At 32.3% G+C, this 26,656-nt stretch carries 24 protein-coding genes; 17 read left to right on the plus strand and 7 right to left on the minus strand.

The genetic code is table 11. From position 1 onward, the window contains the following. Window positions 1–30 precede the first annotated feature (30 nt). Complete coding sequence (locus tag BUR19_RS04070) at window positions 31–1,020, minus strand: alpha/beta hydrolase (protein WP_074233635.1); 990 nt, start codon at window positions 1,018–1,020, stop codon at window positions 31–33. A 175-nt stretch (window positions 1,021–1,195) separates the two neighbouring features. Here BUR19_RS04070 and BUR19_RS04075 point away from each other — a divergent pair, with 175 nt between their 5' ends. Next, window positions 1,196–2,494: an aminopeptidase P family protein gene (locus BUR19_RS04075; RefSeq protein WP_074233636.1), complete on the plus strand. Its 1,299-nt coding sequence runs from the start codon at window positions 1,196–1,198 to the stop codon at window positions 2,492–2,494. Window positions 2,495–2,555: 61 nt separating this feature from the next. Here the strand turns inward: BUR19_RS04075 and BUR19_RS04080 are convergent, their stop codons facing one another. Next, window positions 2,556–3,194, minus strand: coding sequence for an alpha/beta hydrolase (locus BUR19_RS04080; protein WP_074233637.1), 639 nt, complete (start codon window positions 3,192–3,194; stop codon window positions 2,556–2,558). A gap of 102 nt (window positions 3,195–3,296) precedes the next feature. Here BUR19_RS04080 and BUR19_RS04085 point away from each other — a divergent pair, with 102 nt between their 5' ends. Next, a complete protein-coding gene (locus BUR19_RS04085) occupies window positions 3,297–4,247 on the plus strand; it encodes an isopenicillin N synthase family dioxygenase (RefSeq protein WP_074233638.1) in 951 nt (316 codons plus the stop codon). An 82-nt stretch (window positions 4,248–4,329) separates the two neighbouring features. Here the strand turns inward: BUR19_RS04085 and BUR19_RS04090 are convergent, their stop codons facing one another. The 3 genes from BUR19_RS04090 to tyrS all read right to left on the minus strand — a co-directional run bounded on the left by BUR19_RS04090 (window position 4,330) and on the right by tyrS (window position 7,379). Continuing rightward, window positions 4,330–5,178, minus strand: a complete 849-nt coding sequence (locus BUR19_RS04090) for a hypothetical protein (protein WP_074233639.1) — start codon at window positions 5,176–5,178, stop codon at window positions 4,330–4,332. A 111-nt stretch (window positions 5,179–5,289) separates the two neighbouring features. Beyond that, on the minus strand, window positions 5,290–6,042 hold the full coding sequence (locus BUR19_RS04095; RefSeq protein ID WP_074233640.1) for an acyl-CoA desaturase: 753 nt from the start codon (window positions 6,040–6,042) through the stop codon (window positions 5,290–5,292). A 41-nt stretch (window positions 6,043–6,083) separates the two neighbouring features. After that, window positions 6,084–7,379, minus strand: coding sequence for a tyrosine--tRNA ligase (tyrS, locus tag BUR19_RS04100; protein WP_074233641.1), 1,296 nt, complete (start codon window positions 7,377–7,379; stop codon window positions 6,084–6,086). A gap of 234 nt (window positions 7,380–7,613) precedes the next feature. Here tyrS and BUR19_RS04105 point away from each other — a divergent pair, with 234 nt between their 5' ends. From BUR19_RS04105 to BUR19_RS04150, 10 genes are all read left to right on the plus strand, one after another. Next, complete coding sequence (locus tag BUR19_RS04105; protein WP_074233642.1) at window positions 7,614–8,783, plus strand: hypothetical protein; 1,170 nt, start codon at window positions 7,614–7,616, stop codon at window positions 8,781–8,783. A 2-nt stretch (window positions 8,784–8,785) separates the two neighbouring features. Continuing rightward, entirely contained in the window at window positions 8,786–9,322 is a 537-nt protein-coding gene (locus BUR19_RS04110) for a hypothetical protein (RefSeq protein WP_074235533.1), read from the plus strand. A 68-nt stretch (window positions 9,323–9,390) separates the two neighbouring features. Next, on the plus strand, window positions 9,391–10,776 hold the full coding sequence (mnmE, locus tag BUR19_RS04115; protein WP_074233643.1) for a tRNA uridine-5-carboxymethylaminomethyl(34) synthesis GTPase MnmE: 1,386 nt from the start codon (window positions 9,391–9,393) through the stop codon (window positions 10,774–10,776). 169 nt (window positions 10,777–10,945) lie between these two features. Next, a complete protein-coding gene (locus BUR19_RS04120; protein WP_074235534.1) occupies window positions 10,946–12,085 on the plus strand; it encodes a site-specific integrase in 1,140 nt (379 codons plus the stop codon). Between the two features lie 194 nt (window positions 12,086–12,279). Further along, window positions 12,280–12,564, plus strand: coding sequence for a helix-turn-helix transcriptional regulator (locus tag BUR19_RS04125; RefSeq protein ID WP_074233644.1), 285 nt, complete (start codon window positions 12,280–12,282; stop codon window positions 12,562–12,564). 102 nt (window positions 12,565–12,666) lie between these two features. Further along, entirely contained in the window at window positions 12,667–13,824 is a 1,158-nt protein-coding gene (locus BUR19_RS04130) for a VapE domain-containing protein (protein WP_074235535.1), read from the plus strand. A gap of 238 nt (window positions 13,825–14,062) precedes the next feature. Then, window positions 14,063–14,944, plus strand: a complete 882-nt coding sequence (locus BUR19_RS04135) for a toprim domain-containing protein (RefSeq protein WP_074233645.1) — start codon at window positions 14,063–14,065, stop codon at window positions 14,942–14,944. Continuing rightward, window positions 14,941–15,579, plus strand: a complete 639-nt coding sequence (locus BUR19_RS04140) for a hypothetical protein (RefSeq protein ID WP_074233646.1) — start codon at window positions 14,941–14,943, stop codon at window positions 15,577–15,579. The genes BUR19_RS04135 and BUR19_RS04140 overlap by 4 nt, the downstream gene beginning before the upstream one ends. A gap of 613 nt (window positions 15,580–16,192) precedes the next feature. Further along, entirely contained in the window at window positions 16,193–16,432 is a 240-nt protein-coding gene (locus tag BUR19_RS04145) for a hypothetical protein (RefSeq protein WP_074233647.1), read from the plus strand. Beyond that, the gene (locus BUR19_RS04150) at window positions 16,429–18,981 is read left to right on the plus strand and encodes a S1 RNA-binding domain-containing protein (protein ID WP_074233648.1); all 2,553 of its coding nucleotides are present in this window, start codon (window positions 16,429–16,431) and stop codon (window positions 18,979–18,981) included. Before BUR19_RS04145 ends, BUR19_RS04150 begins: the two co-directional genes overlap by 4 nt. 168 nt (window positions 18,982–19,149) lie before the next feature. On the opposite strand, the gene BUR19_RS04155 is transcribed toward BUR19_RS04150, so the two are convergent. Together BUR19_RS04155 and BUR19_RS04160 are read right to left on the minus strand one after the other, a co-directional pair. After that, window positions 19,150–20,244 carry a hypothetical protein gene (locus tag BUR19_RS04155; protein WP_074233649.1) on the minus strand — a complete coding sequence of 365 codons (1,095 nt, stop codon included), beginning with the start codon at window positions 20,242–20,244 and terminating at the stop codon, window positions 19,150–19,152. Window position 20,245: 1 nt separating this feature from the next. Beyond that, window positions 20,246–21,061, minus strand: a complete 816-nt coding sequence (locus tag BUR19_RS04160; RefSeq protein WP_074233650.1) for an RNA polymerase sigma factor — start codon at window positions 21,059–21,061, stop codon at window positions 20,246–20,248. 383 nt (window positions 21,062–21,444) lie between these two features. Between BUR19_RS04160 and BUR19_RS04165 the strand changes: the two genes are divergently transcribed. From BUR19_RS04165 to BUR19_RS04185, 5 genes are all read left to right on the plus strand, one after another. Then, on the plus strand, window positions 21,445–21,726 hold the full coding sequence (locus BUR19_RS04165) for a helix-turn-helix domain-containing protein (protein ID WP_074233651.1): 282 nt from the start codon (window positions 21,445–21,447) through the stop codon (window positions 21,724–21,726). 86 nt (window positions 21,727–21,812) lie between these two features. After that, the gene (locus BUR19_RS19260; protein WP_370874195.1) at window positions 21,813–21,968 is read left to right on the plus strand and encodes a recombinase family protein; all 156 of its coding nucleotides are present in this window, start codon (window positions 21,813–21,815) and stop codon (window positions 21,966–21,968) included. Window positions 21,969–22,359: 391 nt separating this feature from the next. Beyond that, window positions 22,360–23,580: an ATP-binding protein gene (locus BUR19_RS04175; RefSeq protein WP_074233652.1), complete on the plus strand. Its 1,221-nt coding sequence runs from the start codon at window positions 22,360–22,362 to the stop codon at window positions 23,578–23,580. After that, window positions 23,577–24,605: a hypothetical protein gene (locus tag BUR19_RS04180; protein ID WP_074233653.1), complete on the plus strand. Its 1,029-nt coding sequence runs from the start codon at window positions 23,577–23,579 to the stop codon at window positions 24,603–24,605. Before BUR19_RS04175 ends, BUR19_RS04180 begins: the two co-directional genes overlap by 4 nt. After that, window positions 24,605–26,431 (plus strand): metallophosphoesterase, encoded by a 1,827-nt coding sequence (locus BUR19_RS04185; RefSeq protein ID WP_074233654.1) that lies wholly within the window; start codon window positions 24,605–24,607, stop codon window positions 26,429–26,431. The genes BUR19_RS04180 and BUR19_RS04185 overlap by 1 nt, the downstream gene beginning before the upstream one ends. The last annotated feature ends 225 nt before the right edge of the window (window positions 26,432–26,656 follow it).

Genomic DNA, 26,656 nt, shown 5'->3' on the forward strand with positions numbered 1-26,656 from the left:
GATTTTCTGAAGAGAAAAAATTTAAAGCACTTAATCCACATATTTGGTCTGTGACTTTATAAATTCCAAAGTTTTTTTGGCAACATCTTTAGCTTCATCCAAATTGATATTACTAAAAGTATGTTTCGCATTATCCAAAACAAAATATTGGTGATAAACTTTGTTTTTTTCTAAAGCATCTGCCAATAATTGAGATTGTGAAATATCCACAGTACTATCGCTGGTTCCGTGAAAAATCAAAGTTGGTACAGTTTGTTTCGTAATATAAGTCACCGGAGAAAATTCTTTACTTTTCTTGATTGCCTCTTCTTTTTGAGTATTGATATCGAAACCTGTCAACTGCTTTATTTTTTGTTTTCTTATGTTGTAAGTTTTCGGATAAGACATTTTAAAAGCTTTCAAAAGTAATTTATTAGCATCAGTTTTGAAAAGTTCATTAAGGTCAGACGGTCCGAAAAAGTTAATCACATATTTCAGTTTTGGAAATCCGGAGTTGGTATGGTTCTGTTGATTATAAGCGGTCAACATTGCAATATGAGCACCGGAAGATCCGCCCCAAACGCCAATATTATTAATGTCTAATTGATATTCTTCAGAATTGTCTTTGATCCATTTCAGAACATCTTTACAATCCTGCAAAGTTTTATCTAGATGCGTTTCATTATTAATATTTGTAAAATTGATACTGATAACCGTGTAATTGTTGTCAACAAGTTCTTCCAAAACATACGCTCTGTAATTTTGTGCAACAATTTCTTTATCACCAATAACCCAGGCACCACCGTGGATGAAAATAACAACAGGAGATTTGATTTTAAGATTTTTAGGCTGATAAATGTCCAGTTTTAATGGCTGATTTTCAGACGTATTCTTGTAAATAATATCTTTTTGGAGATTATAATTAAGGGCGAGTTTGGGCAGCTTTATATCCGAATTGACTTTTTCAGTACTCAATTTGTAGCTAAGAAAACTAAGGATAATCAAAGAAAAAACAAGTATGACTCGGTATTTTACTTTCATCTAGAATATATTGCATTCCAAATATAAGTAAAAATGCTGTGAATATTATGTTAAATCGCATTTTATGAAAAATTTAAGGTTTAGTTTCTCCTTTGCACAGCTATGTTTTGTAAATTTGGGTCACTTTAATTGATTTCTTATTTGATAGGAAATTGTAATTCAAATCCATTTTATAATGACAACAAAATACGAACAGATTCCAAGTTCTCTTTTTGTGAAAAACAGAAAGAAGTTTGCAGAACAATTGTTACCAAAATCTTTAGCCGTTTTCAATTCCAACGATATTTATCCGATCAGTGCAGATTCTACAATGCCTTTCCAGCAGCATCGTGATATTTTTTATCTGAGTGGAGTAGACCAGGAAGAAAGTATTTTGGTGATTTTTCCTGATGCTTATTTGGAAGAAAATCGTGAGATATTATTTTTAAGAGAAACCAACGACCATATTGCGGTTTGGGAAGGTGAAAAATTAGACAAAAATCAAGCTTTTGAAACTTCCGGAATCAAAACGGTTTATTGGTTGAGCGATTTTGATAAAGTCTTCAAAAATCTAATGTACGAAGCAGAAAATGTTTATCTGAACAAGAATGAGCATTACAGGAATGCTGTAGAAACGGAACTCAGAGAAGACCGCTTCATTAAAAAAGTACAGGCGGATTTTCCGATGCATAATTATAAAAGAAGCAATCCAATTCTTCAGCGTTTGAGAAGCATCAAAGAACCGGAAGAATTAGCATTAATTCAAAATGCTTGTAATATTACAGAAAAAGGAATCAGAAGATTGCTGAATTTCATCAAGCCAAATGTTTGGGAATACGAAATCGAAGCGGAACTAATCCACGAGTTTGTAAGAAACAGAAGCAGAGGTTTTGCTTACACGCCAATCATCGCAAGCGGAAACAACGCTAATGTTCTTCATTACATTGCGAATAATATGCAGTGTAAAGAAGGTGATGTTATTCTTTTGGATGTTGGCGCAGAATATGCGAATTATTCAAGTGATTTGACCAGAACAATTCCTGTAAACGGAAGATATTCCAATAGACAAAAAGAAGTTTACAACTCTGTGTTAAGATGTAAAGTAGAAGCAGAACAGCGTTTGGTTGCAGGAAATAACTGGCACAGATTCCACAAAGAAATGGGCGAAGTTTATACTGTGGAATTGTTGCAATTAGGTTTGATTGATAAAGCTGATGTTCAGAATGAAGATCCAAAATGGCCTGCTTACAAGAAGTTTATGATGCACGGAACTTCTCATCATATGGGATTGGATACGCACGATTATGGAATTTTGACCGATGATTTTGTAGAGAATATGGTATTTACAAACGAACCTGGTTTCTATATTCCGGCAGAAGGATTTGGAGTGAGAATTGAGGACGATTATGTGATTCAATCTTCAGGAAAACCATTTAATTTGATGGCGAATATCCCAATTACTGTGGAAGAAATCGAAGACCTGATGAATTCTTAATTTGAAATTTATTTCAAAACATAAAAAATCCCGAACAGAATTAATGTTCGGGATTTTTATTTTATTTCTTAAAAAATTCCATCAAGTCGAGATAGTTTTTCTGATTCACGCCGTGTCCGGACATATATTCTCTAAACGAAAAATAAGCGCTCAAATCATATAAAAGATCTGCTGCTTTTCTGCCCCAATCCAAAGGAATCACCGCGTCGTCTGTTCCGTGAGAAATAAAAAAACGCAGATTTTCTAATTTCTTTTTTTCTTTCACAATGTTTTTCAGAAGCTTCTCTTCTGGATAAGAACTTAGACAAGCTACTTTCGAGAACAAATCCGGATATTGTAAAGCCAGAGAATAAGCAATCATTCCGCCTTGGCTAAAACCGCAAAGATGCGTCTTGTTATCCGTCAAACCATATCTGTTGGTAACGGTCATAATATTTTCCAAAACCAGTTTTACAGCTTCATTAGCTTCATTTTCGTCCACAAAATTTTCAGCATTATTGAAATCGATATCAAACCAAGCATAGCCTCCGTAGCTGGAATTCTTCGGTGCTCGGAAACTGATGACCAACCAATCTTCCGGTAAAGTTGGAACAAAACTAAAAAGGTCTTCTTCATTGCTTCCATAACCGTGAAGCAAAAACAAAACGGGCGTTTCTGGTGTGATATTTTGAGGTTCTCTTACGAGATATTGTAAATCCATTGTGCAAAGATAAATAACAGAACTTAGAATTTTGAATAGTTTTTATCTATAAGTTTTGTGTGCTATAAAAAACGTATTTTAGCACCACGAAAAATTTCTAAAATGGATAAAATACCTAGTGTAGACCTGCGTGATTTCCTTTCGGACAACCCGGAACGCAAACAGAAATTTGTAAATGAAATCGGAAAAGCTTACGAAGAAATTGGTTTTGTAGCCCTGAAAGGACATTTCCTGGATGACCAACTCGTAGACAATCTTTATGGAGAAGTCAAAAACTTCTTTCAACTCCCAACAGAAACCAAATTAAAGTACGAGATTCCCGGAATCGGAGGACAAAGAGGTTATGTTGGTTTTGGTAAAGAAACCGCAAAAGGCTTTAAAAAAGGAGATTTGAAAGAATTTTGGCACTTCGGACAGTATGTTTCGGATGATTCAAAATACAAAAGCGAATATCCTGACAATGTAATTGTGGAAGAACTTCCAAAGTTCAATGAAGTTGGTAAAGAAACTTACAAGATGCTTGAAAAAACTGGGAAATATGTTTTGAGAGCTTTGGCTTTGTATCTTAATTTGGATGAGTTTTATTTTGATGATAAAATTGCTGAGGGGAATTCTATCCTTAGACCAATTCATTACCCGCCAATTACCGAAGAACCGAATGATGCGGTAAGAGCTGCTGCTCACGGAGATATTAATTTGATTACGCTTTTGATGGGTTCTCAAGGTAAAGGCCTTCAGGTTCAAAACCACAAAGGTGAATGGATTGATGCGATTGCAGAACCCGATGAATTGATGATTAATGTTGGCGATATGTTATCAAGACACACGAACAATAAATTGAAATCCACGATTCACAGAGTGGTCAATCCGCCAAGAGAATTATGGGGAACTTCAAGATATTCTATTCCATTTTTTATGCATCCGGTGAGCGATATGCCTTTGAATGCACTTGAAAATTGTGTTGATGAAAATAATCCGAAATTGTACCCTGATGCAACAGCGGGAGAATTTTTAAGAGAAAGATTGATTGAATTAGGTTTGATAAAAATCTAATTGAAATTATATCCTAAACAAAATACCGTTGATTTTCAGCGGTATTTTTTTTATTAGTAAGATTTATTAAGATAATCTAAAATTATAATTCCTGATTTTTATTCATTTTTGATAATTTCTTTTTCTTCTTTTTACGCTTTTTGGTAAATAGACTTTTTATCAATCCAAATAAGCAAAGCAACAAGAAGATTCCTAAAGCGGAAACTCCAATTGCTGTATTTTTACCCGTGTATCTTTTACCAAGGAAAAAATAATCATAACCAATATTTAAAAATAGATAAATAAGAACACAAAAAGCGATAGGAAAAATTACATATCCGAATATTACCAAAGCAAAGTTCCCTATGTTTTCTAAGGATTGAGTTTTTGCATAACTGTAAAGGATATAGTAGAAAATAATCGTAAAGCAAACCGTAACGATGTTTACTATAAAAGTAAAAGTCTTGATTGGCGTAATCATCCTTACTTCGCCATCTTCTACAATGATGTCTATCTTTTCGCCAACAGGTTTTTTATTATTGTCGCTGAAAGATATATCCCCAAAAGAGTTTTTGGTAATTCCCTTTTTATCTTTGTATTCTAATAGTGGTTTGTAGAATGTGTTTCGTCTTGTTCTTGAGCCAATACTTCTACTATCTCTGGAAGTGCTTGTGCTGACGAAATTTTCATATTTGATTATCGTAGCAGAATATTTATTGGAATTGAAATTGTCTTTGACTGTTGTGTAAGAAAATTGAATAATTCCAAAAAAGAAAAGCGCAATATAATATCCGGCAATTCCTCCAATTAACCCAATGATTATGCGTAAAATCAATTTAATGTGAGAAGAATTATAAATCCAAGTCCCAACAATAAAAAGACCGAGAACAACAGAAATAATTTTGAATACAAGATGGTCAGCTGTGTGAAATGTTATCGAAAAAGGATGCATAGTTTGTGTTTTGCACGAAGATATTACTAATTTTATAATTAATAGATATTCTTGTTCAACGCAAAAAAAATTAGGTTAGACAAATGCCTAACCTAAATATTTATTTTAAAATTAAATTTCTCTTTTTACGACTGCGACAGGATTCAGTTTGATTAATTTCATCTTATCCAAAAGAATCATAATGCAATAAGTAACGTCGATTTCGTGCCATCTCACGCCTCCGAAATTAGCTCTCCCACCGTGCTTGTGGTGATTGTTGTGGTAAGCTTCTCCCATCATCAACCAATCAAATCTTAGAAGATTTTTGGAAGTGTCAGAAACTTTGAAGTTCACATAACCGTAGATGTGACCAAACCAATTGATAATTACGCCATGGATTGGCGCCATCATATAAGCAACCGGCAACAAAAGCCATTGCCACCAAGCAGTTGCGAAAAAGTAGAAAAATACGGTGTATAAAACTGCCCATCCGATTCTGGAACCCCAAGAACTTGCAAATCTGTCAAAACCTCTCCATTGCGGTACATTCTTGGTGAATTTTTCTTCTATCTTTGCTTTTTGGTCATTGATTTGTTGATAGATTTTTTTCGTTCTCCACATCATTGCGAATAAATTAGCATCGTATTTTGGAGAGTGTGGGTCTTTTTCCGTGTCTGCATAAGCGTGATGCAATCTGTGCATTACACCGTAACCATAAGCTGAAAGATAGTTAGAACCTTGTGTAACCCACGTTAAAACATAACATAATTTTTCACCAAATTTTGACATCTTAAATGTTTGATGCGCTGCATAACGATGAAGAAAAAATGTCTGAAAAAATAAACCGGAGTACCAAAGTACTATGATAAAAATGATAACTGCCATTTAATAAAAATGTAATTGAACTAATTAATGATTGTTGAAATTTAGATTCCTTTTACAATGAAATAATTTTTCTTTCCTTTTTGTAGAAGAAGGAATTTTCCATCAATCAAATCACTTTCTGAAACCGAATAATCTTCGCCAACTTTGGTTTTGTTAACGGAGATGGCATTGCCTGTTAATTCTCTTTTAGCTTCACCTTTAGATTTTAAGAAACCTGTTTTTTCAGAAATCAAATCAACAATATTGCTACCAACTAATTCAGATTTTGAAACTTCTTTTTGTGGAACGCCGTCAAAAATTTGAAGGAACAATTCCTCATCAAGACTTACCAAATCCTCAGCTGTAGATTGTCCAAAAAGAATTTGAGACGCCTTCAATGCTTTCTCATATTCAGCTTGTCCGTGAACCCAAACGGTTACTTCTTCGGCTAGTTTTTTCTGAAGTTTTCTTTCGTGAGCAGCTATTTTATGTTCTTCAACCAAAGCTTCAATTTCTTCTTTTGGAAGAAAAGTGTAGAACTTGATGAATCTTTCTGCATCGTCATCGGTGGCATTCAACCAGAATTGGTAGAATTTGTAAGGCGAAGTTTTTTTGGCATCTAACCAATAATTCTCGCCACTTTCAGATTTTCCAAATTTAGAGCCATCTGCTTTTGTAATCAAAGGAACGGTTAAAGCGTAGGCTTCACCTTGTGCTTTTCTTCTGATTAATTCTGTTCCTGTTGTGATATTTCCCCATTGGTCAGAACCTCCCATTTGAAGCTTCACACCGTCATTTTGGTAAAGATGAAGATAATCATAACCTTGTAAAAGTTGGTAAGTGAATTCGGTAAAACTCATTCCATCCACACCAGAATCTCCGGAGAAACGTTTTTTCACAGAATCTTTTGCCATCATATAATTGACTGTGATGTGCTTTCCGATATTCTTAGCGAAATCCAGGAAAGTAAAATTCTTCATCCAATCGTAATTATTGACAAGAATGGCTTTATTATCACCATCACCATCAAATTCTAGGAATCTGGATAATTGATTTTTCAGACAATCAACATAATAGAGTAGCGTTTCCTCGCTCAAAAGATTACGTTCTGCTGATTTGCCGGAAGGGTCTCCAATCATTCCTGTTGCGCCTCCAACCAAAGCAATCGGCTGATGACCGTGTTGCTGAAAGTGAGCCAGAATTTTGATTTGAATAAGGCTTCCGATATGCAAAGAATCTGCAGTTGGGTCAAACCCGATGTAAGCTTTTGTCATTTCTTTATCCAGTTGTTCCTCCGTTCCCGGCGTCATATCAGAAAAAAGTCCGCGCCATTTTAGCTCTTCTATAAATGCATTCATTATCTTAAAAAAATTAGCTGCAAATATAGGAAATTACTATCTGTAATAGATTTGTAATTATAAATTAATGATAATGTAATTTAAAAAGATTATACATATAAAATTATTAATAATAATCAAATTTTTGTCAATAGTTATGATATAAATCAGTGTTATATGTTGTGATTGGCAAATTTATATATATTTGTTGCAGAACATACGGGTTGGTTGGTATGAAAATGAAAATTGTTTTAAATGGATATGATATTTTATAAAAAAGCTTTTGTTTTGATTGCTTTTTTTACCGGTTATTTTTTTGACTCTCAGGTTCGGCCAGATGTAATCTATGGAGATTATAATACATTCTGGACATCGCAGAATAATTCAGGGAGCTATGTTACAGCACAAGATACTAATAACCTTTTAGGTTTCTCGGTGGGAGGTGTTAATTATTCTTCAGGCGTTAATCCAACATTGTTTGGATCCAGAGTCGGAACTTATGTTAATGAAAATTATAGAGCGTTTCCCACATCTTTTTCTGTTGGAAGCACCTCTACAAATTACCTTATTGGAATTCCAAGATATGTGAATGGTGTTTTACAGGATCAGACCAACAGACCATCCTTGAGTTGCGATACTTCACTTGGATATTATTTGCGAGATGGGCTAAATGGTCTTGATCTTAGTACGGCGGTTTTCAATATTCCAAGACAGGACTTAAGTTTCTACGTGAATGTTTTGGCGGATATTAATCCTAATTGTATTACAGATAATATTCCGGATATTATTGTAACTCAGGTTGGTGCGCCCAGTACAACCTTTGATGTTTTTAAGTTTACTGACATCAATGGCAACACTGTTGGTGTTCAAAAGGATGTTAATTTTTCTTCAGTAACGCCTTCCGGAACGGCACTCTGGAGTTTTTATTTTGCTGGAAATTGTCCCCACAACTATAATAGCGGAAGTGGTTTCTCTGGAACAACAAGAGACGTGAGAGTTTTGACTTTCAAATTAAGCGATTTTGGGATTACACTTGCTAATTATCAAAGTGCGGTCAAATTTGTACAAGTATTATCTGGTGATAGTGATGTGGCGTTTTCTGCGTACAGTACCAACTCTTTGTCTCTTTACTGTTTAGAAAATGCAGTAACATCGGGAACTGTTCAGGATACCAAAATCGGAATTACATCTCAGGGAAGAGCCGCAGCTGCGGATAATTGGCCAATGGTGAGAAAAGGCGGTTTCCTGGCTTTAGAATCCAATCGAAAAGCTTTTGTACCAACTAGGGTTTCTACCGCTGGACTTGCCAATATTACCAATCCTGTAGAAGGAATGATGGTTTATGACACTACAGAAAACTGTTTGAAGGTTTACGTGAATTCATCAGTCGGATGGAAATGTTTCAACAGAAAAACTTGCCCTTAAAAATGAAAAAATTATTATTGCTAGTTGTTCTTATTACTTGTAAGAACCATATATCTGCACAGGTTATTTTTGGTGATGCAGTAGGGAGTGCGGCGGACAAAACATCTGTTTTGATGGAGTTTTCTACAGCGGGCAATCGTGGACTTATTTTGCCTTATGTGACAGATAAAACCGCCATAACAACGGCAGGAAGTATAATTTTTGATGCATCCACAGCGTCGGCTGCAAAGGCAAAATATTACAATGGAACAGCCTGGATAGATCTGAGTGTCCAGCCTGCTAATGCAACTTCTTATTTAACCATTCAGCCTACAGCAAGAGAAAATACCAATTCTAAAGTAATTATTGGAAGTAATACTTCTTCAGCTGATGGAATTCTGGTTCTGGAATCTTCTTCCAAGGCGATGGTTTTGCCAATCGCAACTTCTTATCAGAATATCATCAACCCAGCTCCCGGAACAATGGTTTTGTTATCCAATGGGCCACTCAAAACCCTTGCTGTTTATAATGGCGAACAGTGGAGTTTTTGGAGTTATTGATGATTTCAAAATTCGTATTTTACTTTTTCTAAAGTTAATTTGAATATTAATCACGTAACTTTGCGGGCATGAATCAGGATACTATTTGTGCGCTGGCAACAGCTAACGGAATTGGGGCGATTGGAATCATCAGGGTTTCCGGAAATCAATCTTTTGAAATTGTCAATAAAATCTTTGAAGGAAAAAATCTGGAAAAGGTGGAATCGCACACGGTTCATTATGGTTTTATCAAGGATGAAGATGAAACGATTGATGAAGTAATGATTTCTGTTTTTCACGCACCAAAAACTTTCACGACAGAAAATTCTGTAGAAATTTCTTTCCACGGTTCACCTTACATTGGTAAAAAAATTCTTGAAACCTTAATTAAAAATGGCGCAAGAATGGCGCAAGCGGGAGAGTTCACAATGCGCGCTTTTATGAATGGCAGAATCGATTTGTCTCAAGCTGAATCTATTGCAGACCTGATTGCGTCTGAAAACGAAGCGTCAAGAAAAGTAGCTTTGAATCAATTAAAAGGTGGAATTTCGAACGAAATTTCATTCCTGAGAAATGATTTGCTGAACTTCACTTCTTTAATAGAATTAGAACTTGATTTTGCTGAAGAAGATGTGGAATTTGCTGACAGAACAGCACTTAAATCATTACTTTATAAAATTGAAGATAAATTAAATTCTTTGATTGAAAGTTTCCAATACGGAAATGCAATTAAAAATGGAACAGCAGTCGCAATTATTGGAAAACCGAATGCTGGAAAATCTACACTTCTCAACGCACTGTTAAAAGAAGAGAGAGCAATTGTAAGCAATATAGCAGGAACAACTCGTGATACGATTGAAGAAATTCTCCATATCAAAGGTCACGCTTTCCGATTAATCGATACAGCCGGCTTACGCGAAACAGCTGACGAAATTGAAGCGATTGGTGTAAAAAAAGCTAAAGAAAAAGTAGAAAATGCTGAGATTTTAGTTTATCTTGCTGATGCTGGAACTGAGGATTTTTCTGAAGATATAGAAATGATAAAGTCTCTATTGAGAGATGATCTAAAACTGATTATCTGCGCCACAAAAATCGATGAAGTCATCCCGACTCAGTATGAAAAGTTAGAGCAAATTTTTAGAAATGAAATCTCCACTGATTTTGATTTTATAAAAATATCAGCCGTTGAAAACCAAAACCTTCAAGATTTGAAAAATGAGTTGTCTTCATACATAGAACATCTGAAATCTGAAGAGGGAAATGTTGTCATCACAAACCAACGTCATTACGAAGCTTTGCAAAAGTCTCTGAATTCAGTTAAACGAGTAGATGAAGCGGTGAGTTCGCAAATCACAACAGAACTTTTGGCTTATGAACTTCGTAATGCTTTGGAATATCTTGGTGAAATATCTGGAGAGTTCAGCAATGATGAGGTTTTGGGGAATATTTTTAGCAAGTTTTGTATCGGGAAATAATTTAGCTTTTCTTTGATTTCTTTTTCTTTCTTTTATTTGATTATCAATCATTTATAAAAAATTTATTTTCTCTTTTTGGAGTTTATTTATATATTTGTACACCTGTTGTACACCTCGAACTACAAAAAGTAGTACAAAGGTGTACAAATGTACACCTCAAATAAAAGATATGAATATTACTTTAAAACAGAAAAATTTAGCTGATGGAAGGATTAGTCTTTTCATTGAGTATTACAAAGGCTCTTCTACTAATGCACAGGGAAGAAGAGTTCACCTGCGGAATTTTGAGTATTTGAAACTGTATTTGCACCCCGATCCAAAGTCGACTAAGGAAAAAAAAGAGAATAAAGAAACTATGGCTCTTGCCGAAAGTATTTTGGCAATCAAAAAAGCTGAATATGTCCAAGGTCGTTACGATTTAAAAGATACCGTAAAAAGTAAAAGGACTTTTTTAACATACTTTGAGGAGTTGACTGAAGAAAAGCAAAAGCAAGATACTTCTAATAATTACGGTAACTGGTTTTCTACGCTACAACATCTTAATAAGATTGTTCCAAAAAATATGACTTTCGATGAAATTGATGAAAGCTTCGTCAAGAAAGTTCACCGATATTTCGAAAAAGATGCTCTCACAAAAAGTGAGCTGCCACTTTCTCAGAACTCAAAATATTCATATTTCAACAAGTTTAAAGCTGCTCTAAGAAGTGCTTTCGATAATGGATATTTGACTATAAATTACGCATCAAAAGTCAAATCCTTTGAACAGGCTGAAAGCCAAAGAGAATATCTAATTTTTGATGAATTACAACGTTTAGCCAAAGCTGAATGTAAATATCCGGTTTTGAAAAAAGCTTTTCTTTTTTCTTGTTTATCAGGACTACGTTGGTCAGATATTAATACGTTGACCTGGAAAGAAGTTCGTGATGAAGGTGATGTTTCCAGAGTCAATTTCCGACAAGAAAAAACTGAGGGTGTAGAATATCTTTATATTTCAAAACAAGCCAGAGAATTGCTGGGCGAAAGACAAGATCCGCAAGAAAGAGTTTTCAAAGGCTTAAAATATGGAATGACCTATAATACTGAAATTATCCGTTGGTGCAATCGTGCGGCGGTTCCCAAACATATTACTTTTCATTCCGCCCGACATACGAATGCTGTCTTACTTCTGGAAAATGGCGCTGATATTTACACAGTTTCAAAAAGACTGGGACACCGGGAATTAAGAACAACGCAGATTTACGCAAAAATTGTGGATAGCAAAATGAAAGAAGCTGCTGAGATTATTCCAGAATTAAATATCGAGTTGTGAAAATTCCGTTTTCTATTTTTAAACTAAATGAAAATCGCTTGCGAATTCAGTTGAATCCAGATTAATCTTTTTTAACCTTTTGACAGATAAAATCAATCCAAAATATTCTTATTTAGCCCACAAGCTATTGGTAGTCTTTTATTTATGGTTTTTATTGTTGACTTTTGTTTCATTAAATCAATTAAAAGAAACAGATGGAAAATAACGAGATTATCATTCACAAACTCAACCGAATTGAAAAACATATTTTCGGGCTCAAAGCAATTCTTAATGTAGAAGAGCTTTCAGATTACACAGGTTTCAAGAAATCCTATATCTACAAATTGGTTCATACCAACTCTATCCCATTTTCAAAACCTTCCGGAAAAATTCTATTCTTTGAACGAAAAAAAATTGACGAATGGTTGCTGAAAAACAGTCATAAATCAAATGACGAGATCCAACAAGAAGCAATAGAATTTTCTTTACACAAAAAATAAAACCTAACTACTGCCATAGTTAGGTTTAAATGTTTGTTTTACTGGAAGTAAAGAGCAAATATAAAAATTATTTGTGACTTCTTCCAAAATCAAAAAATGCTTATGGAAGAGAATAAAATTCTGTATCAAATCGAGACAGAAACGAAAACCATATTCGACAGAGCGATTAATTATTTATATTCAAAATATTCAATTAGATACAATACAATATCACTAGAGTTCGAAATTAAACTTGTATCGGATAAAAAATGGTCAGCACTCAATTTGAATTCTTTATTTATAGAACTTGTCAGATCAGGAATTGATATTCCGATTAATAAATTGGAGATTCTGGTCAGAAGTCATTTGATTCAGCAGTACAATCCGATTCGGGAATATTTCGAAAACTTGGAAAATTGGGACAACGATAACCATATCAGTAAGCTTTGCAGTTATGTAAAGACAACCGATGATAAATCCTTCCAAAAGTATTTCGAGAAGTGGATAACCAGGACTGTAATTTGTGCCTTGAAACCTGGCTACATCAACAAACAGTGTTTTGTGCTGTTCAATACTAAGCAGAATAGTGGAAAGACGAGTTTTCTGCGATTTCTCATTCCTGCAAATCTTGAACAGTATTACACAGAAGACATTGGTGTTGATAAAGATGGCTTAATTTCCTTATGCAAAAACCTTCTGGTTAATATTGATGAGCTTTCGGTAATGTCAAAAACGGATGTCAATATTCTTAAGTCTTTCATTTCAAAAAATACCGTCAATGCACGTTTGCCTTACGATCGCAAATCGTCATTGATGCAACGAACGGCGTCGTTTTGTGGTTCTACCAACCGGTCGGATTTTTTAACCGATGAAACCGGAAGTGTACGTTGGCAGATTTTTGAGGTTTTAGAGATTGATTTCAATTATTCTAAGGAAATCAATATTGAAAAAGTTTGGTCACAAGCATACTATAATGCTTTTGAAAGAAAAAATTATAATCCGGAACTCACGGCTGAAGATATCCAGGAAAATGAAAAACGGAATGAAAAATTCAAACAGGTATCCCTAGAACAGGAAATTATCCTTAATCATTTCGAAAAATCCAAACTGCAAAGTGAATTTCTGACGCCTTCGGACATTATGCTTGCGATGAACAATGCGCTTGGTGTACGGCTGAACATTATAAAAATTGGTAAAGCCTTGACCGCAATGGACTACGAAAGAATAAAACATCCGAAAAGACAAGTCTATGGATATTTGATCCGAAGGAAAATTGACTAATGAAATAATTTAAAATTACTTACCACCTACCTGAAAATTGCTGAAACCATCATTAACAAAAAGTTTACGATAAGGTAACTGAAAAAAAGTAAACTTACCTAATTACCTGAGATAAATTAAGGTAACCAGGTAATAAAAGGTAGGACGTAAAATCCGTAGAAACCTCGATGAATAAAGGCATAGGTAATAAGGTAGGCGAATTAAAAACTTTATAAACAAAACACAAAAATAAAATTCTATGAACTGCAAACAATTCAACAGCATATCGTTGGAAGAAGTCCTCCTTTGCCTCGGACACCTTCCCACGAAACAAAATGAAAAAGAAGCCTGGTATCTCAATCCTTTTGCCAGCGAATCCCAGGCCTCTTTTAAAATCAATAAAAGCCTAAACTATTGGTACCTCTTTTCAGAAGGAATTGGTGGGAATAATACAGACTTTATGAAGAAATATCTGAATACCTCCATCAATGGGGTTTTGAATTGGGCTGAAAATCAAAATTTTTCTTCTTTTCAAAAGCAAAACATTCCTAGTCTGAAGTGTGATGACCAAAGCAGAAATTATGAGATAACTAACGTGAAAGCTGTCAGGCATTCTGCACTATTAGAATATTTAAAGAGCAGGAAAGTTGAAGATCAAACAGAATTTCTACAAGAGATTCATTATCGGATAGACGATAAGAATTATTTTGGGATAGGTTTTAAAAATGATTCTGGTGGTTATGAAATCCGCAATAAATACTCTAAGATTTGTTTGGGTAAAAAAGATGTTTCAACAATTAAAAACAATTCAAATTTCGTTAGGATTTTTGAAGGTTTTTTTGATTTTCTTTCATTTAAAACTGTGGAGAATCAATTGGCAAAAGAACCGTCTGATTATCTCATTTTGAACTCTGTTTCGATGATCCAAAATATTAAAAATTCTCTTGAAAAATACGAAAATATTGAGCTTTATTTTGATAATGACCAAGCCGGGAATCTTGCTGTAGAAATCATCAGTGATGTATTACAAAACGTAAAAGACTGTCGAGCTCTCTATTCTAATTTTAAAGACTTGAATGAATATCTTAGTAAGAAAACTGAAGAAGTTCAAAAGCAATATAAATCTTCATTTAAAAGATGAGAAATTCAAAAACTTTTGATGTGAACTTATTAGAGAAAATGTTTGATTTAAATTCAAAAAATAAAATTGGCGCAAATACTATAGCTGTTTTTACTTTTATCCTGTACAAATGTGAAGATCCACGAAAAGAAATTGTTTTATCAGACTATCAAATGGCAAAAGAGCTTGGGCTTTCCAGGCAAACCGTCATTACTGCAAAAAATAAGCTCAAACTTTTAGGACTTTTAGATTACAATAGAAATCGGGGTTTTCCAAATCGTTTTATTTTAAATGGAAACCCAATGCCAAAAGTAACACCAAACACCTATGAAATAAAAGATAAACCTATTGATGAATTAAAAACCATTGTGGAATCGGAAATTAATACCAATAGCTCATTTTCAAAATATCCGAACTTAAAACAGTTTATGGATTTTGCAAAAACTTTAAAAGACTATTCAGAAAAACTAGATGATTTATTGATTCAAAAATTTCAGAAATGGAAAGAAGCAGATTGGAAAAATTCACTTGGAAGACCTATTTTGAATTGGCAATCTACTCTTGAAAAAAATATAAATACACTTGATGTTTCACATTATAATAAAGGTTCTTCGCTAATTAATCTTCCAATTATCAAGAGACCTAAGCTAGACTAAATTCAGCCATTCCGACTGGTATAAATTAAGGTAGACTAAATAAAATTTCTGACTCATGAAAACTCTATAGCAAGATGTGTCTTTGTATATACAAAATTTACATTTTGTACCTCCAAAGACTCTCTTGCCATTTCTGCGAAAAGGTTGAAAAAACTGCGGAACTTGTTTTTTCTACTCCGCCAAATTTTACTACCGAGAAGTATATGAATCCTTTGTTAAAGGAATTTTTGGTTGTAAGAAAAGACTTATTGTGAAATTACACGGAAAAAATTGCTATAAAAATCTTTAGCCTATTCGGATTAAAGTAATTATATATGGTGGGAGAATATCTAGCTTATATAATAGGAAAAAGACATTTTTTAATTATAAATTATTAACTACTCTCTTAAAAAGTGCAATTAATTTATCTGTTTTTTTTTTCATAAAACAAAAAATTTTGAAACCAAGAAAAAATAAAGATAAAAAAAATTATAAACGGCTAACAATCAATGATAAAATAACTTTATATTAGTGTTAGAAATAGTTCGTGCTACATTTGTTAGTCGGATTTTAACAATGCTCAAATTTAAAATGTAAAAAAGCATTAAGAGTAGCATATAAAAAATTAGTTTATATGGAGGGAAAAAATAAGATACCAGCCGTTTTTAAGGAAGATTTGAAGAAATTGCTTCAATCTATCGATGAATTGGAATCTATCGAGAAAGGAGAACGGCTTTGCAAAGTTTGTTCGAAAGTAGTTTCATTGGAAAACATTCAACTAATCATTCCAAGAAAAGATAAGACCTATGATTTCATTTGTGATAGTCCTGTTTGTGTAGAAGAGTATAACCGTAAAAACGAATTAAAGAAATGAACGAGTTGCTAAAAATGATTTTGGTTTTTGGTGTCACACCTTTGTTAATTGCTTTTGGCTATATATATCTTTTTGGCGAAGTATGGTCAAAAGGTAAAATCGTTTTGGCAGATATTGCTGCCTTCTTCGGATGGATTGGAAAAGGAGTTAGAAAGTTTAGTGTTGAACAAGAATATCAAGGAACGATAAACAGTATTATCCAAAATTATAATCAAAATTTTGAAAGTCCAATTTTGCCAAAATGTAAAATTGAGTGGGTAACTGCTGAAAATCAGCAGAATATATTAAAAGAGGGTGAAGCAATTATTTGTTTGAGCTTTAATAAAAAGGACCATAATCTAAATTTCTATAATGCCACCTTAAACTTTGTTCAAACTGGTTTAATCGCCACTGCAAAGGATTACTTAGACAAACAATCTTCGAAAGCAATTGATTTGCTTACAACTCATATTATATTAAGAAATAATCGCAAAGAAGTACTGACAACATTTCGCAGAAAACTCAATGAATTTGATGATGAAACAAAGAAGGAATTTGAAACGCTTGTACCAACAAATGACAAAGGACTTTTCCTCAATATCCTTTTACCAGAATTTCATTTTTATGGTGAACTTATTGATACTTTACCACCAAGTTCGGAATTTAATATAGAAGCAAATGGATTATTTAATTGGTTCAAGGAATTAGCAACCAGAGAGTTTGACGAAAGAACCAATCTAAAATACATTTCAAAGAACCTTAAAGTAGGTGTTATACTCGTTGCGAAAGATGAAACTTGGGAAAGTCAGGGTGCACCAGCATATACAAAATGGGCTGATTATTATGCTACAGAAAATTACAATTCTGTATATATTTTGGCTAGAGGTAGCAATGGTTATGAAAGAGCAACAACAGTTACTAAAATTTTAACCCACTCAAAAGGATTTGACCAGATAAACAAAAATCCTAAAATCAAATGTGTTTCAGCTGAAGGCCAAGAATATATTGTCACCTGTTATTCCTTGAGACCTAACAAAGCAACAATTGAATACTTAGCTTGGGAAAGTCTCAATGAGCACAGTAAAAACGGAAGATTGGTTCCTGCGATTGTTGATAGTGTTCAAAAAGATACGGTTGTTGTAAACGCGTTTGGACTTAAGTTTGAACTTGTCAACAATCTACTTTCAGATATTGAAATTCCAGATGCACGGAAAGTATTCAAGATTGAAGATGAGTTATATCTAACTATCATAGAGTTTGATAATAATACCCACAATATAATTCTATCAAACAAAGGAACTATATCTGATCCTAAACATTTTATTGAAGCCGTCTTAAATGCGGATAAAGTTTACCTTTGCAAGGTTGAAAAAATACAAGTTGACAAACAGGGTTTACAAAGAGGACTTAAAGTGTCAACCCCCGAATTAAATCACTGGATTTACATTCCTAGGTATAAAGCTACGCCAAGCCGATTTCTTGACCTAACTTCTAAATTTCCAATTGGAACAGAATTAGATGTTGTTATTGATAACTATACTTCACATTCATCAAATTTTATTGGTCATTTACAAATCCTTTCAAACCCTTGGGAAAACAATACTTTCAAAAAGTTGAAGCCCAATGATATCATTAATGTAACCGTTAAGCAGATTAATGAGTTTTCGGTTATCTGTGAAATTGAAGAGGGGCTTGAATGTGGATTTCCTAAACAAGAAATTTCGTGGGATTACGCAGAATGCTACACATCCAAATTTAAGGTTGATGACAAAATTGAAGTACTTATTGTTGCGATTGATGCTAACAAAAAGCGGATAGATGTTTCTATAAAACGACTTTCCAAAACGCCAGAACTTGAGTACTTTGACATGAATTCCAAAAAAGTGGTTGATGTGGAAATTACTGAAATAATTCCCGAAAAAGGACTTGTTGTGAAATATCTGGAAGGAAGAAATACTGGCTTTATTCATTGGTCTGAAATTGGTTATGGTTCAGTGGGACGTTTTGAAAAAATTTACCAAAAAGGGCATAAGATTAAAGCAATGGTGTCAGAATTTGATGCTGATAAGAACGGTCTGAAGTTTAGTATTAAAAGACAGTTTGCTCACCAATTCGATGATTGGTCGGAGGCAATAGATGTAGATTCTCCTCTAATGGGAAAAGTAATTGGTTATTTTGAAAACAGTGCTCAGATTGAATTATATCAAAATGGGAAAACGGTACAGGCATTTATTTTAAGAAAAAATGTTTCGAATTTTGCCTTTGTTGAAAGAGATGATTTACATAATTATTTACCAATTGACAGCAGTTTTCATTTTTATATTTATGAAATTAATGAGGATAGAAAAACTATTTCCTTGACACGAGCAAGATATCTAAAGGATTTTGAACATCCCCAGTATGGAGAAAAAGTTAAAGTTAAATACGTAAAAGAAAATCAAGTCAAAGGTTATTTCTATTCTGATGAATTGGAAGGTTGGACAAATATTCCCGAAAAAGACATAAAATTTGGTACAACAATCGAAGTTATACCAATTTCACATTCAACAGGGGAATATGAAATTGTTTGATGAAGGTAGTATCTCACTAACTGTGTAAGTTAAAAAGTTATTCTGGAAAATTTTGAGCCCTTATAGCTTTAGAGAAAAAAGAGCCCACGCCGTTGTATATACTACGAGAGTATTTAGTGAGTGTATCAAGACCTCACCCTGCGGGTGTACAAGCACCCTCGTTATTTTTTATCCAATAATCAATTCAATTCCGGCTTTTTCAGCTTTGTATTTTATTTTGTTTTGCAACTCATAATAACTCCAATTACGAAGTACAAACTCCTGTTCTTTTGCAATCCCAATTTTGTCCTCCTGATTTTTAAGAACGAGTGTGCCTGCCTGCTGGCGGATGCAAAAATCAATAAGTTGCCGACTGTACACGTGAAGCCGATTACTTACATATCTGCTTTCAAGATTTTCTGTTTTATACAATGCCTTCTGTTTGCGTTTAGCTCCATTTGCTGAACGGGCATAGGCTATGCCATCTTGAATCCTTTTTTGACTTGCCTGAATTGCAAGTCTGCGATATAAAAACTCCTCCTTTGATCCTATATTCATTCGGATATTATTGACTTTTACAACTATTGGATGTTCCAAAGATAGGGAAGCTTCCGCAATGATTTCGGGTTTTAAATGATTCTCTTCCTTTTCAAATTCAAAAACTGCAAGCCAGAATATTTTCCTGTCTTTCAGTTGTATCTGTGAAGTGCAAAGTTTTATTTCATCTTTTAGCAGGCGTTCCATTATTAGTCGCTTATCAGTATAGTCTTTTCCTAAATATGTTTTAACAGGTATCGCAAACATATTGAAGCAAAATGCTTTCTTATCAGGATCATACCTTAACTTGCTAATACATTTGATCGGAAGCGGGATTGGAATATCTTTTCTAAAATTCCTTAAAGATTTTAAGCCTTTCCAATATTCGGCTTTATTTTTAGAAAAAGTAGATTGAATTGTATTGTTGAGGCTTCCAAGAATATCTGTCGGGATTTCCCCTTTGAAGCGGTCAAACACCATTCGTGCTGTAGTGCCAGTTTTCGAACGGTTAAACATTCCCGTCTGATCTTTTTTTTCATCAGCTAACTTATATTGTATTTCTTCTGTGAGGTAGAAGAAATCTTTGATCATTTCCTGAACATACAAATGGGAAACGATTAAGTTTGCCGCTCGGAAGCATCGGTTCTGATATTGGTAGAGTTTTTCCCAAACTTCTTTTTTTTGATCTGATGGAACATCAATAAGTAACTGAATTTTTCGGGTCAGTGTTATTGTGGATTTTTCCATATCAAACAGGTATTTCAGAGTTTTTCCGATTCTGCAAAAATTGATAGGCATAAAGAAACTCCTGATGGACTTCTTTTTCAGAAAGTTTGAGTTCTCTTGCAATGAGTGCAAATGAAGATTTATGTTCAAATCTTCTGCTGACAATTTCAATTTGTTGACTGCTGAGTTCATCTTGGTGAACCTCATTTGTCTGAGATTTAATAGGTGGCTTGTCATTACAATTTTCCTTTAGGATTTTTCTTAAATCATCTATTGCTCTACTTACCTCATTGCTTATATCTTTGACACTGCTTCCCATTACTTCTGCAATAGGTTTGTACCGAAAGCCATATTGAAGACAAAGCTCGATCAAGTGTTTTCTTTTGGGATTAATCACCTTCAAGACCTTATTAACTTCATCAAAATCTTTCTGATCGGATTCCTGACGAAGAAGATGTTCTTTGTCTTGCATTGGATCGTATCCGACAAGATAATCTTGATAATTTTCAAAACTTTCAAGTGAAGCTGTTAATCTTGCGAATTTATTTTTCGGAGTATTGAAATACGTTATGCAATCTCTTTTTAGAACAAAACGTAGAAACCCAAGAATATGATTTGGAGTTTCAATGGAGTCACGGTGTAGCCAAAGCTTAAGAAATGTATCCTGCACAAGGGTTTCCACTACAAAATCATCATCGAGCATTTGTTTTCCAAGCCAGAAAAGGAGTCTTTTGTAGCGTAAATGAATATGTTCTAATGAAGTTGGATTACCTTTTTTCAGCAGTTCATACAGTTGAAAATCAGTAAGCTTTCGGGGCAGTGAGTTTGTTCTTTTCATAAGCGGTATTTTTTCAGCTTAATCATTGCTAAAAGAAACTGCTTAGATTACCAAATGAAGTATCTGTACCAATTTATGCACTATCTCACTACATCTTGCCTTCAAATAAATGGCATGAAACTCAACATATCCGAACTGGGGCACTGGTATACCTTATATGCAGATAAGTGAGCTCACGCCTAGGTCGTGAGCTACTTTACTTATCCTCTCGCATATTAAAAATTACCAGTTTTCAGTTCGAGATTCTAAGCAATAGCTTCTATATTTCTTTGAAGTATCGCAAAGTTACATTTCAATAACTTATTTTACAAATATAAATATATTTTACAAAATATGTACTATAGTACATAATATTTTTTAATGTTTTTCATTCACTTTGATTTATGAATGAATCATTAGACGAAATAGAAAGATATGTTATCAAACGTGTTAAAGAAATACGAGAATCAAAAGGTATTACCCAAGAGGAGCTCTCTCTTTCTATTGGGAAGAATATTGGATTTATTTCACAGATAGAAGCACCATCTAAAAAAGCAAAATATAATTTAATTCACCTAAATTTAATTGCAATGGCCTTAGGATGCTCCATAAAAGATTTTCTTCCTGATGAACCAATCCGAGATAAGAAATACGATATTAAAGAAATTAAAAATAAGAAATCCTAATTAGAGTTAGGATTTCTTATTTTTAAAGAAGACATCAATAATAAATAAAATAATCTAAATAATATTTAAAGCCTTTTTTAATATTTATTCAGAAATATGTTGATAAAGGCATTATAATAAAAGATCTAATAGATGGTTTAAATACTTCAACTATTAATGGTCGGCTATTTTTGAATCTTATGGCTTATCTTTCTGAGTACGATAGGGAGTTGATAAGAGAAAGAACCAATCCAGAATTATAATCTGCAAGAACAATAGGCTAAATTGGAGTCGTACTAAAGGGCCATACAGCAGAAACAATTTCTAAAGCGTTACATCTTCGTTCTATTTATAAGGAAGTAATTAAACGTCCGGAAGAAATTTACAAGTCATTTGCATCAACGAGAGTGTATTTAATAGGTATTCTAAAATTCGCCATAATCAGACAGATGAAGAAGTAAATACTATGAAGGCTATGGTAAGTTTATATTTATTGTATGTTTTAAATGCTACATAACAATAAATTACTATTTTAGTAAAAAGATAATGCTTTCTACATTATAGCATATCACTATTATATTTGGTGTATATGTGTAATGATTAGCGAATGTAAACAAATTAGGTTAAAGCTTAAATAAAACCAAGTATAATCGGATGGTAAATGTTTTAAACAATAACGAGAAATTAACGCCTTATGTTTTTTACTCAAGATTTTTAAAAGAAGTAGCTGCTGAAATACAAAAAAATAATGATATCAATTTCAAGCTTGCTGAAAATGGAGATAATTATATTTTTGATTCAAATTATACTTTAGAACCAATTACAATACCTTTAATTTTAAGTTTAACAGAACAACTTAGTAAGTTTTATTCAAAACCTATAAATCTTAATTTGTATAATAATCACGCAACTAAAAAAGTTCTAAACTTTTTATACAAGAGTGATTTCTTTCATGTTTCTGGCTCGAATAAAAATCCTTCTTTTCCAATTGGAAGAAATATCTTGAAATTCAACGATGAATATCTGGGAGATTTTATAAATAAGTCTCTAAGACCTGAACATAAAGTTAGATGTTACTCACTAAATGATAGAAATCATTATCAAGAACTACAAAAATATAAAAACGATGATGAAAGACGTGATTATCTCATTTCTGAATACATCTATATTGTAAAAGAGCATTTTCAAGAATTGCTTTTTGATAATGAAAGTACTAATGAAAACTTAGACCTATATATTGAAATACTTTCAGAATTAATAACAAATGGAATTTTACATTCAAAGTCTAATACATATGCATTGATGTTTGTTAATAAATTTGGAACAAAGTTTTCCATTTCCGATAATGGTATAGGATTTACTGAGTCAATTAAAAATAAAAGTGCAGACTTTTTATATCAACCTTTTGAGCTAAAAAATGAAATTGACAAGATCAATAGTTTAAATATTAATGAAAAAATATTACAAAATCTTAATTTTATTATTGAAACGTTATATTTCTCTTCACTAAAAAACAGAAAAGGATTATTTGATTTAATGGTCTCGGTTGTTTTGAATGCCAATGGTTATTTTAGACTTCATTCAGAAAACTCACAAATAATAGTTTCTAGTCGAATGACAAAAGAACTTAATATATTAAGTGAATTAAGAACACGTCTATTCAAATTACATAGAAAAACTCTCATAAATGGAGGGGGACAAGATATTACAAGTGAAATGGTTATGATTAAAAATGAGATTAAAAATAATTTCATTTCACTTTATAAAAACATTTGTAATAAGTATAATGAGGATTACAGATTTTCATCCTTACGTTTTTTTAATGTAAAATTTAGAGGTGTTCATATTGAAGTTGAAATGCCTAATAAGATATGATAGTTTCATTAATAAAAAATGTAAACTATATGTACTTTAGTTTACACGCGGAAGAGGTAATTAATTCAAATTATATTAAAGATAATAATGACGGAATATTTGTTTCAAGCTTACAATTTGAAACTGTTGAGCGATTATATATGTTTTTAGAAAACTCTTCATTTGAAGAACAAAAATATATTGTATTAGACTTTCGCCACATTAGACATATACAAGCAAATATTATTGCAAAAATAATTGATATAAGAGATTTAGGATATAAATTAGTCTTTAGAAATATTGCATTAGAAGTACATGAACCATTATCAATTAATGTAATAGTTAATCCGAAGAATTTAGCTAATGAAATGAATGGTTATGATACATTCTATTATTTTACGAGTGATACTGAAGAAATTTATTCGATTAATTTGGATGAAAAAATGCTATTTAATCAAGAATTTGAAAGAATATTAAAAGAGAAGAATTATATAGTTGAGTACGGTAAAAAACATTCATCATCATTCGTTTACTTACATTCATTTATAGATTTAAAGAAGCTTATTAGCCTTGAGAACCCTTTCATCTATTTTGCATTGTATAAGTTAGCTATGAAGATTAGATATAAATGGAAAAATGAGATTAATAATAATCCTATTCTAGTTTCTCAAAGTCTAACTAGTACTTTTATTGTTTCTGTTTTATCAAAACTTCTAAAATTAGATATTTTAGTTTTTGATAAAATCGGTCCTATAACAAAGTTATATAATAAGTTAGAAAAGCACAATTTTGATAAGAGAAAATATATTGTAGTATCAGACTTGGTCTGCCTCGGTACAGAAGTAAAAATAACAAAAAGTTTAATTGAATTTTCTGGAGGCCATTATTTAGGAAATGTTTCCCTAGTAAAAATTGAAACACTAAGTAGAGAGGATTTAAAACTTGAAAATAAGGATAGAACTTTATCAATATTTTCAATTACAGATGAAAATAATAGAGAATTAAATTATTATATATACACAAATCTTAACCCGAAACCTATTTAATGAGTAATATAATTTTACATATTTCTGATCTCCATGTTTCACTTGATGAAAAGTTTACTGGTGAAGTAAAAAATCATGACTCATATTTATCTGCTACAGAAGAAAATGACAGTAGTTTATTATATATCGAGCGTTTCATTGACTTCGTTAAAAGGCAGATTGAAGGAAAGACAATTTATTTACTAATTACAGGAGACATCACTGATTGGGGAGAACAAACAGAGTTTGAATACGCTGAAATTTATCTCAACAAGATAATTACCGAATTAAATATATCGAAAGAAAATATATTACTTATTCCTGGAGACCATGACTTAAACAGAAGAGCCATTGAGAATCGTTTAGCAGAGGATCCTAATAGCCAATTAGAATCTATAAATGAGGCTAAGTTTTATAACTTTAAAAATTTTTATAATTCTTTTTTAGGTAAAGAGTTTCATCCTAATTCAGTAGTTTTTGAAAATCTAATCATCGATGAAAAACTGCAATTAATTGGAATTAATTCATCTTACAAAATAGATTTAAAACAAACAGAAGGTCTAATCTCAATAGAGAAATTTGAAGAGGAAATCAAGCCTTATTTATTAAATAAAGAATTAAAGAGCGTTATTTGTTGTCATCATAATGTAGTTTCAGTACATGAAAATAAAAAATCAGGTCAATGGAAGATTGACAATAGAACTAGATTTCTGAACAAACTACAAGAACTTGAAATTAATTTTATATTTTCTGGCAACGAACATACAAGTAGCTTAGAAAAACATAGCCAAAGTGAAATTTTAATTTCAGATTCCGGACCAATATCTTCCAAAAAAAATGATTCAGCTTTTAAAATTTACGACGTTGAAATAGCCGATAACATTACATTAAAAAATAATATTTATGGATTAATTAAAACAGGTGCTTTTGATAACCCTTATCATTGGGAACAAAGAAATAATACTCTTTGTAAACAAGATGATGAAATCGAAATTAAAACAACTACAATTCCAAACATTACAGAGGAAGTAACTGAAATTTTATCAGAAGTAAATTCTTCCAATGATGAATTAACCGATGTCTCAATTTCAGTACCAGAAGAAAATGAAAAAAACATTTATGAAAATCAATTTTATACAGAAGAGTTGTATAAAAAAGTTAAAGATCTTAATTTATTTCATTCAGGACATTTTCATTGGAGCGAGACATCAAGGGCACACAATTGGATTGATATTTCAAAATTAATTGAAAATAAAGAAAATCTTAATTTTCTTAAAAATGCTATAATTGATGTTTTAGAGGCAAAAATTCAACCTGAAAGCATTGACTTAATTATAGGTTTAGGTTATGAAGGAAATATCCTTGCAACCAAAACAGCAATTAAATTTAATAAACCTTATACTTTTTTACCTTATTCTTACAGACATAATGAACATCACTATACAGAAACAGAGCTAAATTTCAATAACGAAGAAAAAAAATTTAAGGTGGTTCTAATTATTACTGATGTCGTAAATGATGGTAGGACCATAAGAAAGTTAATAAAAAAACGTCAAAATGATTTTTTCTCAAATGTCGATAAAGTATATGTTATATCACTTTTTTATACAGGAGATTCTATATTAAACAACAATATTCTTAATATTGATTTCATGAAAACAAAAACAAACTATGATTTAACAACTGACGAAGAAGTTAATAATATAGAATTTTATACTGTAAAAAGTCTCAAAGTAGAAAAATGTCCTTACGGAAAAAATTTCAGAAATGAGTGTTTTATTTATAAAGACGAACTAAACTGTGTAAATCTATTTTACGACGAAAAAAATACTTTTCTCTCTAAATAAGTCTACACTGAAAATCGGCTTAATAAAAGAGCGGATTAAACACAAAATTCAAAATTTGTGCTTTATAAACCACAAAAACCATCTTTTTTTCCTTTTTGTAATTTAGTAAAAACAAAAAATGGTTTTGCTTAATTCATGCAAAGATGAACATTCGGTCTATCTATTCCGCTCCTTCGCATAGCCGTTTCCCACTTTGACCAAGTTAACTGAAATAAAATAAAATGA

This window comes from Epilithonimonas zeae (assembly GCF_900141765.1).
Lineage (GTDB): Bacteria > Bacteroidota > Bacteroidia > Flavobacteriales > Weeksellaceae > Epilithonimonas > Epilithonimonas zeae.

Bases quoted from the DNA above. Each gene is read 5' to 3' on its own strand.
- BUR19_RS04075 (WP_074233636.1), top strand. From the start codon at position 1,196: ATGACAACAAAATACGAACAGATTCCAAGTTCTCTTTTTGTGAAAAAC.
- BUR19_RS04135 (WP_074233645.1), top strand. From the start codon at position 14,063: ATGAACTGCAAACAATTCAACAGCATATCGTTGGAAGAAGTCCTCCTT.
- BUR19_RS04180 (WP_074233653.1), top strand. From the start codon at position 23,577: ATGATAGTTTCATTAATAAAAAATGTAAACTATATGTACTTTAGTTTA.
- BUR19_RS04095 (WP_074233640.1), bottom strand. From the start codon at position 6,042: ATGGCAGTTATCATTTTTATCATAGTACTTTGGTACTCCGGTTTATTT.
- BUR19_RS04160 (WP_074233650.1), bottom strand. From the start codon at position 21,061: ATGAAAAGAACAAACTCACTGCCCCGAAAGCTTACTGATTTTCAACTG.
- BUR19_RS04185 (WP_074233654.1), top strand. From the start codon at position 24,605: ATGAGTAATATAATTTTACATATTTCTGATCTCCATGTTTCACTTGAT.
- BUR19_RS04125 (WP_074233644.1), top strand. From the start codon at position 12,280: ATGGAAAATAACGAGATTATCATTCACAAACTCAACCGAATTGAAAAA.
- BUR19_RS04110 (WP_074235533.1), top strand. From the start codon at position 8,786: ATGAAAAAATTATTATTGCTAGTTGTTCTTATTACTTGTAAGAACCAT.
- tyrS (WP_074233641.1), bottom strand. From the start codon at position 7,379: ATGAATGCATTTATAGAAGAGCTAAAATGGCGCGGACTTTTTTCTGAT.
- BUR19_RS04155 (WP_074233649.1), bottom strand. From the start codon at position 20,244: ATGGAAAAATCCACAATAACACTGACCCGAAAAATTCAGTTACTTATT.
- BUR19_RS04105 (WP_074233642.1), top strand. From the start codon at position 7,614: ATGGATATGATATTTTATAAAAAAGCTTTTGTTTTGATTGCTTTTTTT.
- BUR19_RS04085 (WP_074233638.1), top strand. From the start codon at position 3,297: ATGGATAAAATACCTAGTGTAGACCTGCGTGATTTCCTTTCGGACAAC.
- BUR19_RS04175 (WP_074233652.1), top strand. From the start codon at position 22,360: ATGGTAAATGTTTTAAACAATAACGAGAAATTAACGCCTTATGTTTTT.
- BUR19_RS04120 (WP_074235534.1), top strand. From the start codon at position 10,946: ATGAATATTACTTTAAAACAGAAAAATTTAGCTGATGGAAGGATTAGT.
- BUR19_RS04165 (WP_074233651.1), top strand. From the start codon at position 21,445: ATGAATGAATCATTAGACGAAATAGAAAGATATGTTATCAAACGTGTT.
- mnmE (WP_074233643.1), top strand. From the start codon at position 9,391: ATGAATCAGGATACTATTTGTGCGCTGGCAACAGCTAACGGAATTGGG.
- BUR19_RS04140 (WP_074233646.1), top strand. From the start codon at position 14,941: ATGAGAAATTCAAAAACTTTTGATGTGAACTTATTAGAGAAAATGTTT.
- BUR19_RS04150 (WP_074233648.1), top strand. From the start codon at position 16,429: ATGAACGAGTTGCTAAAAATGATTTTGGTTTTTGGTGTCACACCTTTG.
- BUR19_RS04070 (WP_074233635.1), bottom strand. From the start codon at position 1,020: ATGAAAGTAAAATACCGAGTCATACTTGTTTTTTCTTTGATTATCCTT.
- BUR19_RS04145 (WP_074233647.1), top strand. From the start codon at position 16,193: ATGGAGGGAAAAAATAAGATACCAGCCGTTTTTAAGGAAGATTTGAAG.
- BUR19_RS04090 (WP_074233639.1), bottom strand. From the start codon at position 5,178: ATGCATCCTTTTTCGATAACATTTCACACAGCTGACCATCTTGTATTC.
- BUR19_RS04130 (WP_074235535.1), top strand. From the start codon at position 12,667: ATGGAAGAGAATAAAATTCTGTATCAAATCGAGACAGAAACGAAAACC.
- BUR19_RS04080 (WP_074233637.1), bottom strand. From the start codon at position 3,194: ATGGATTTACAATATCTCGTAAGAGAACCTCAAAATATCACACCAGAA.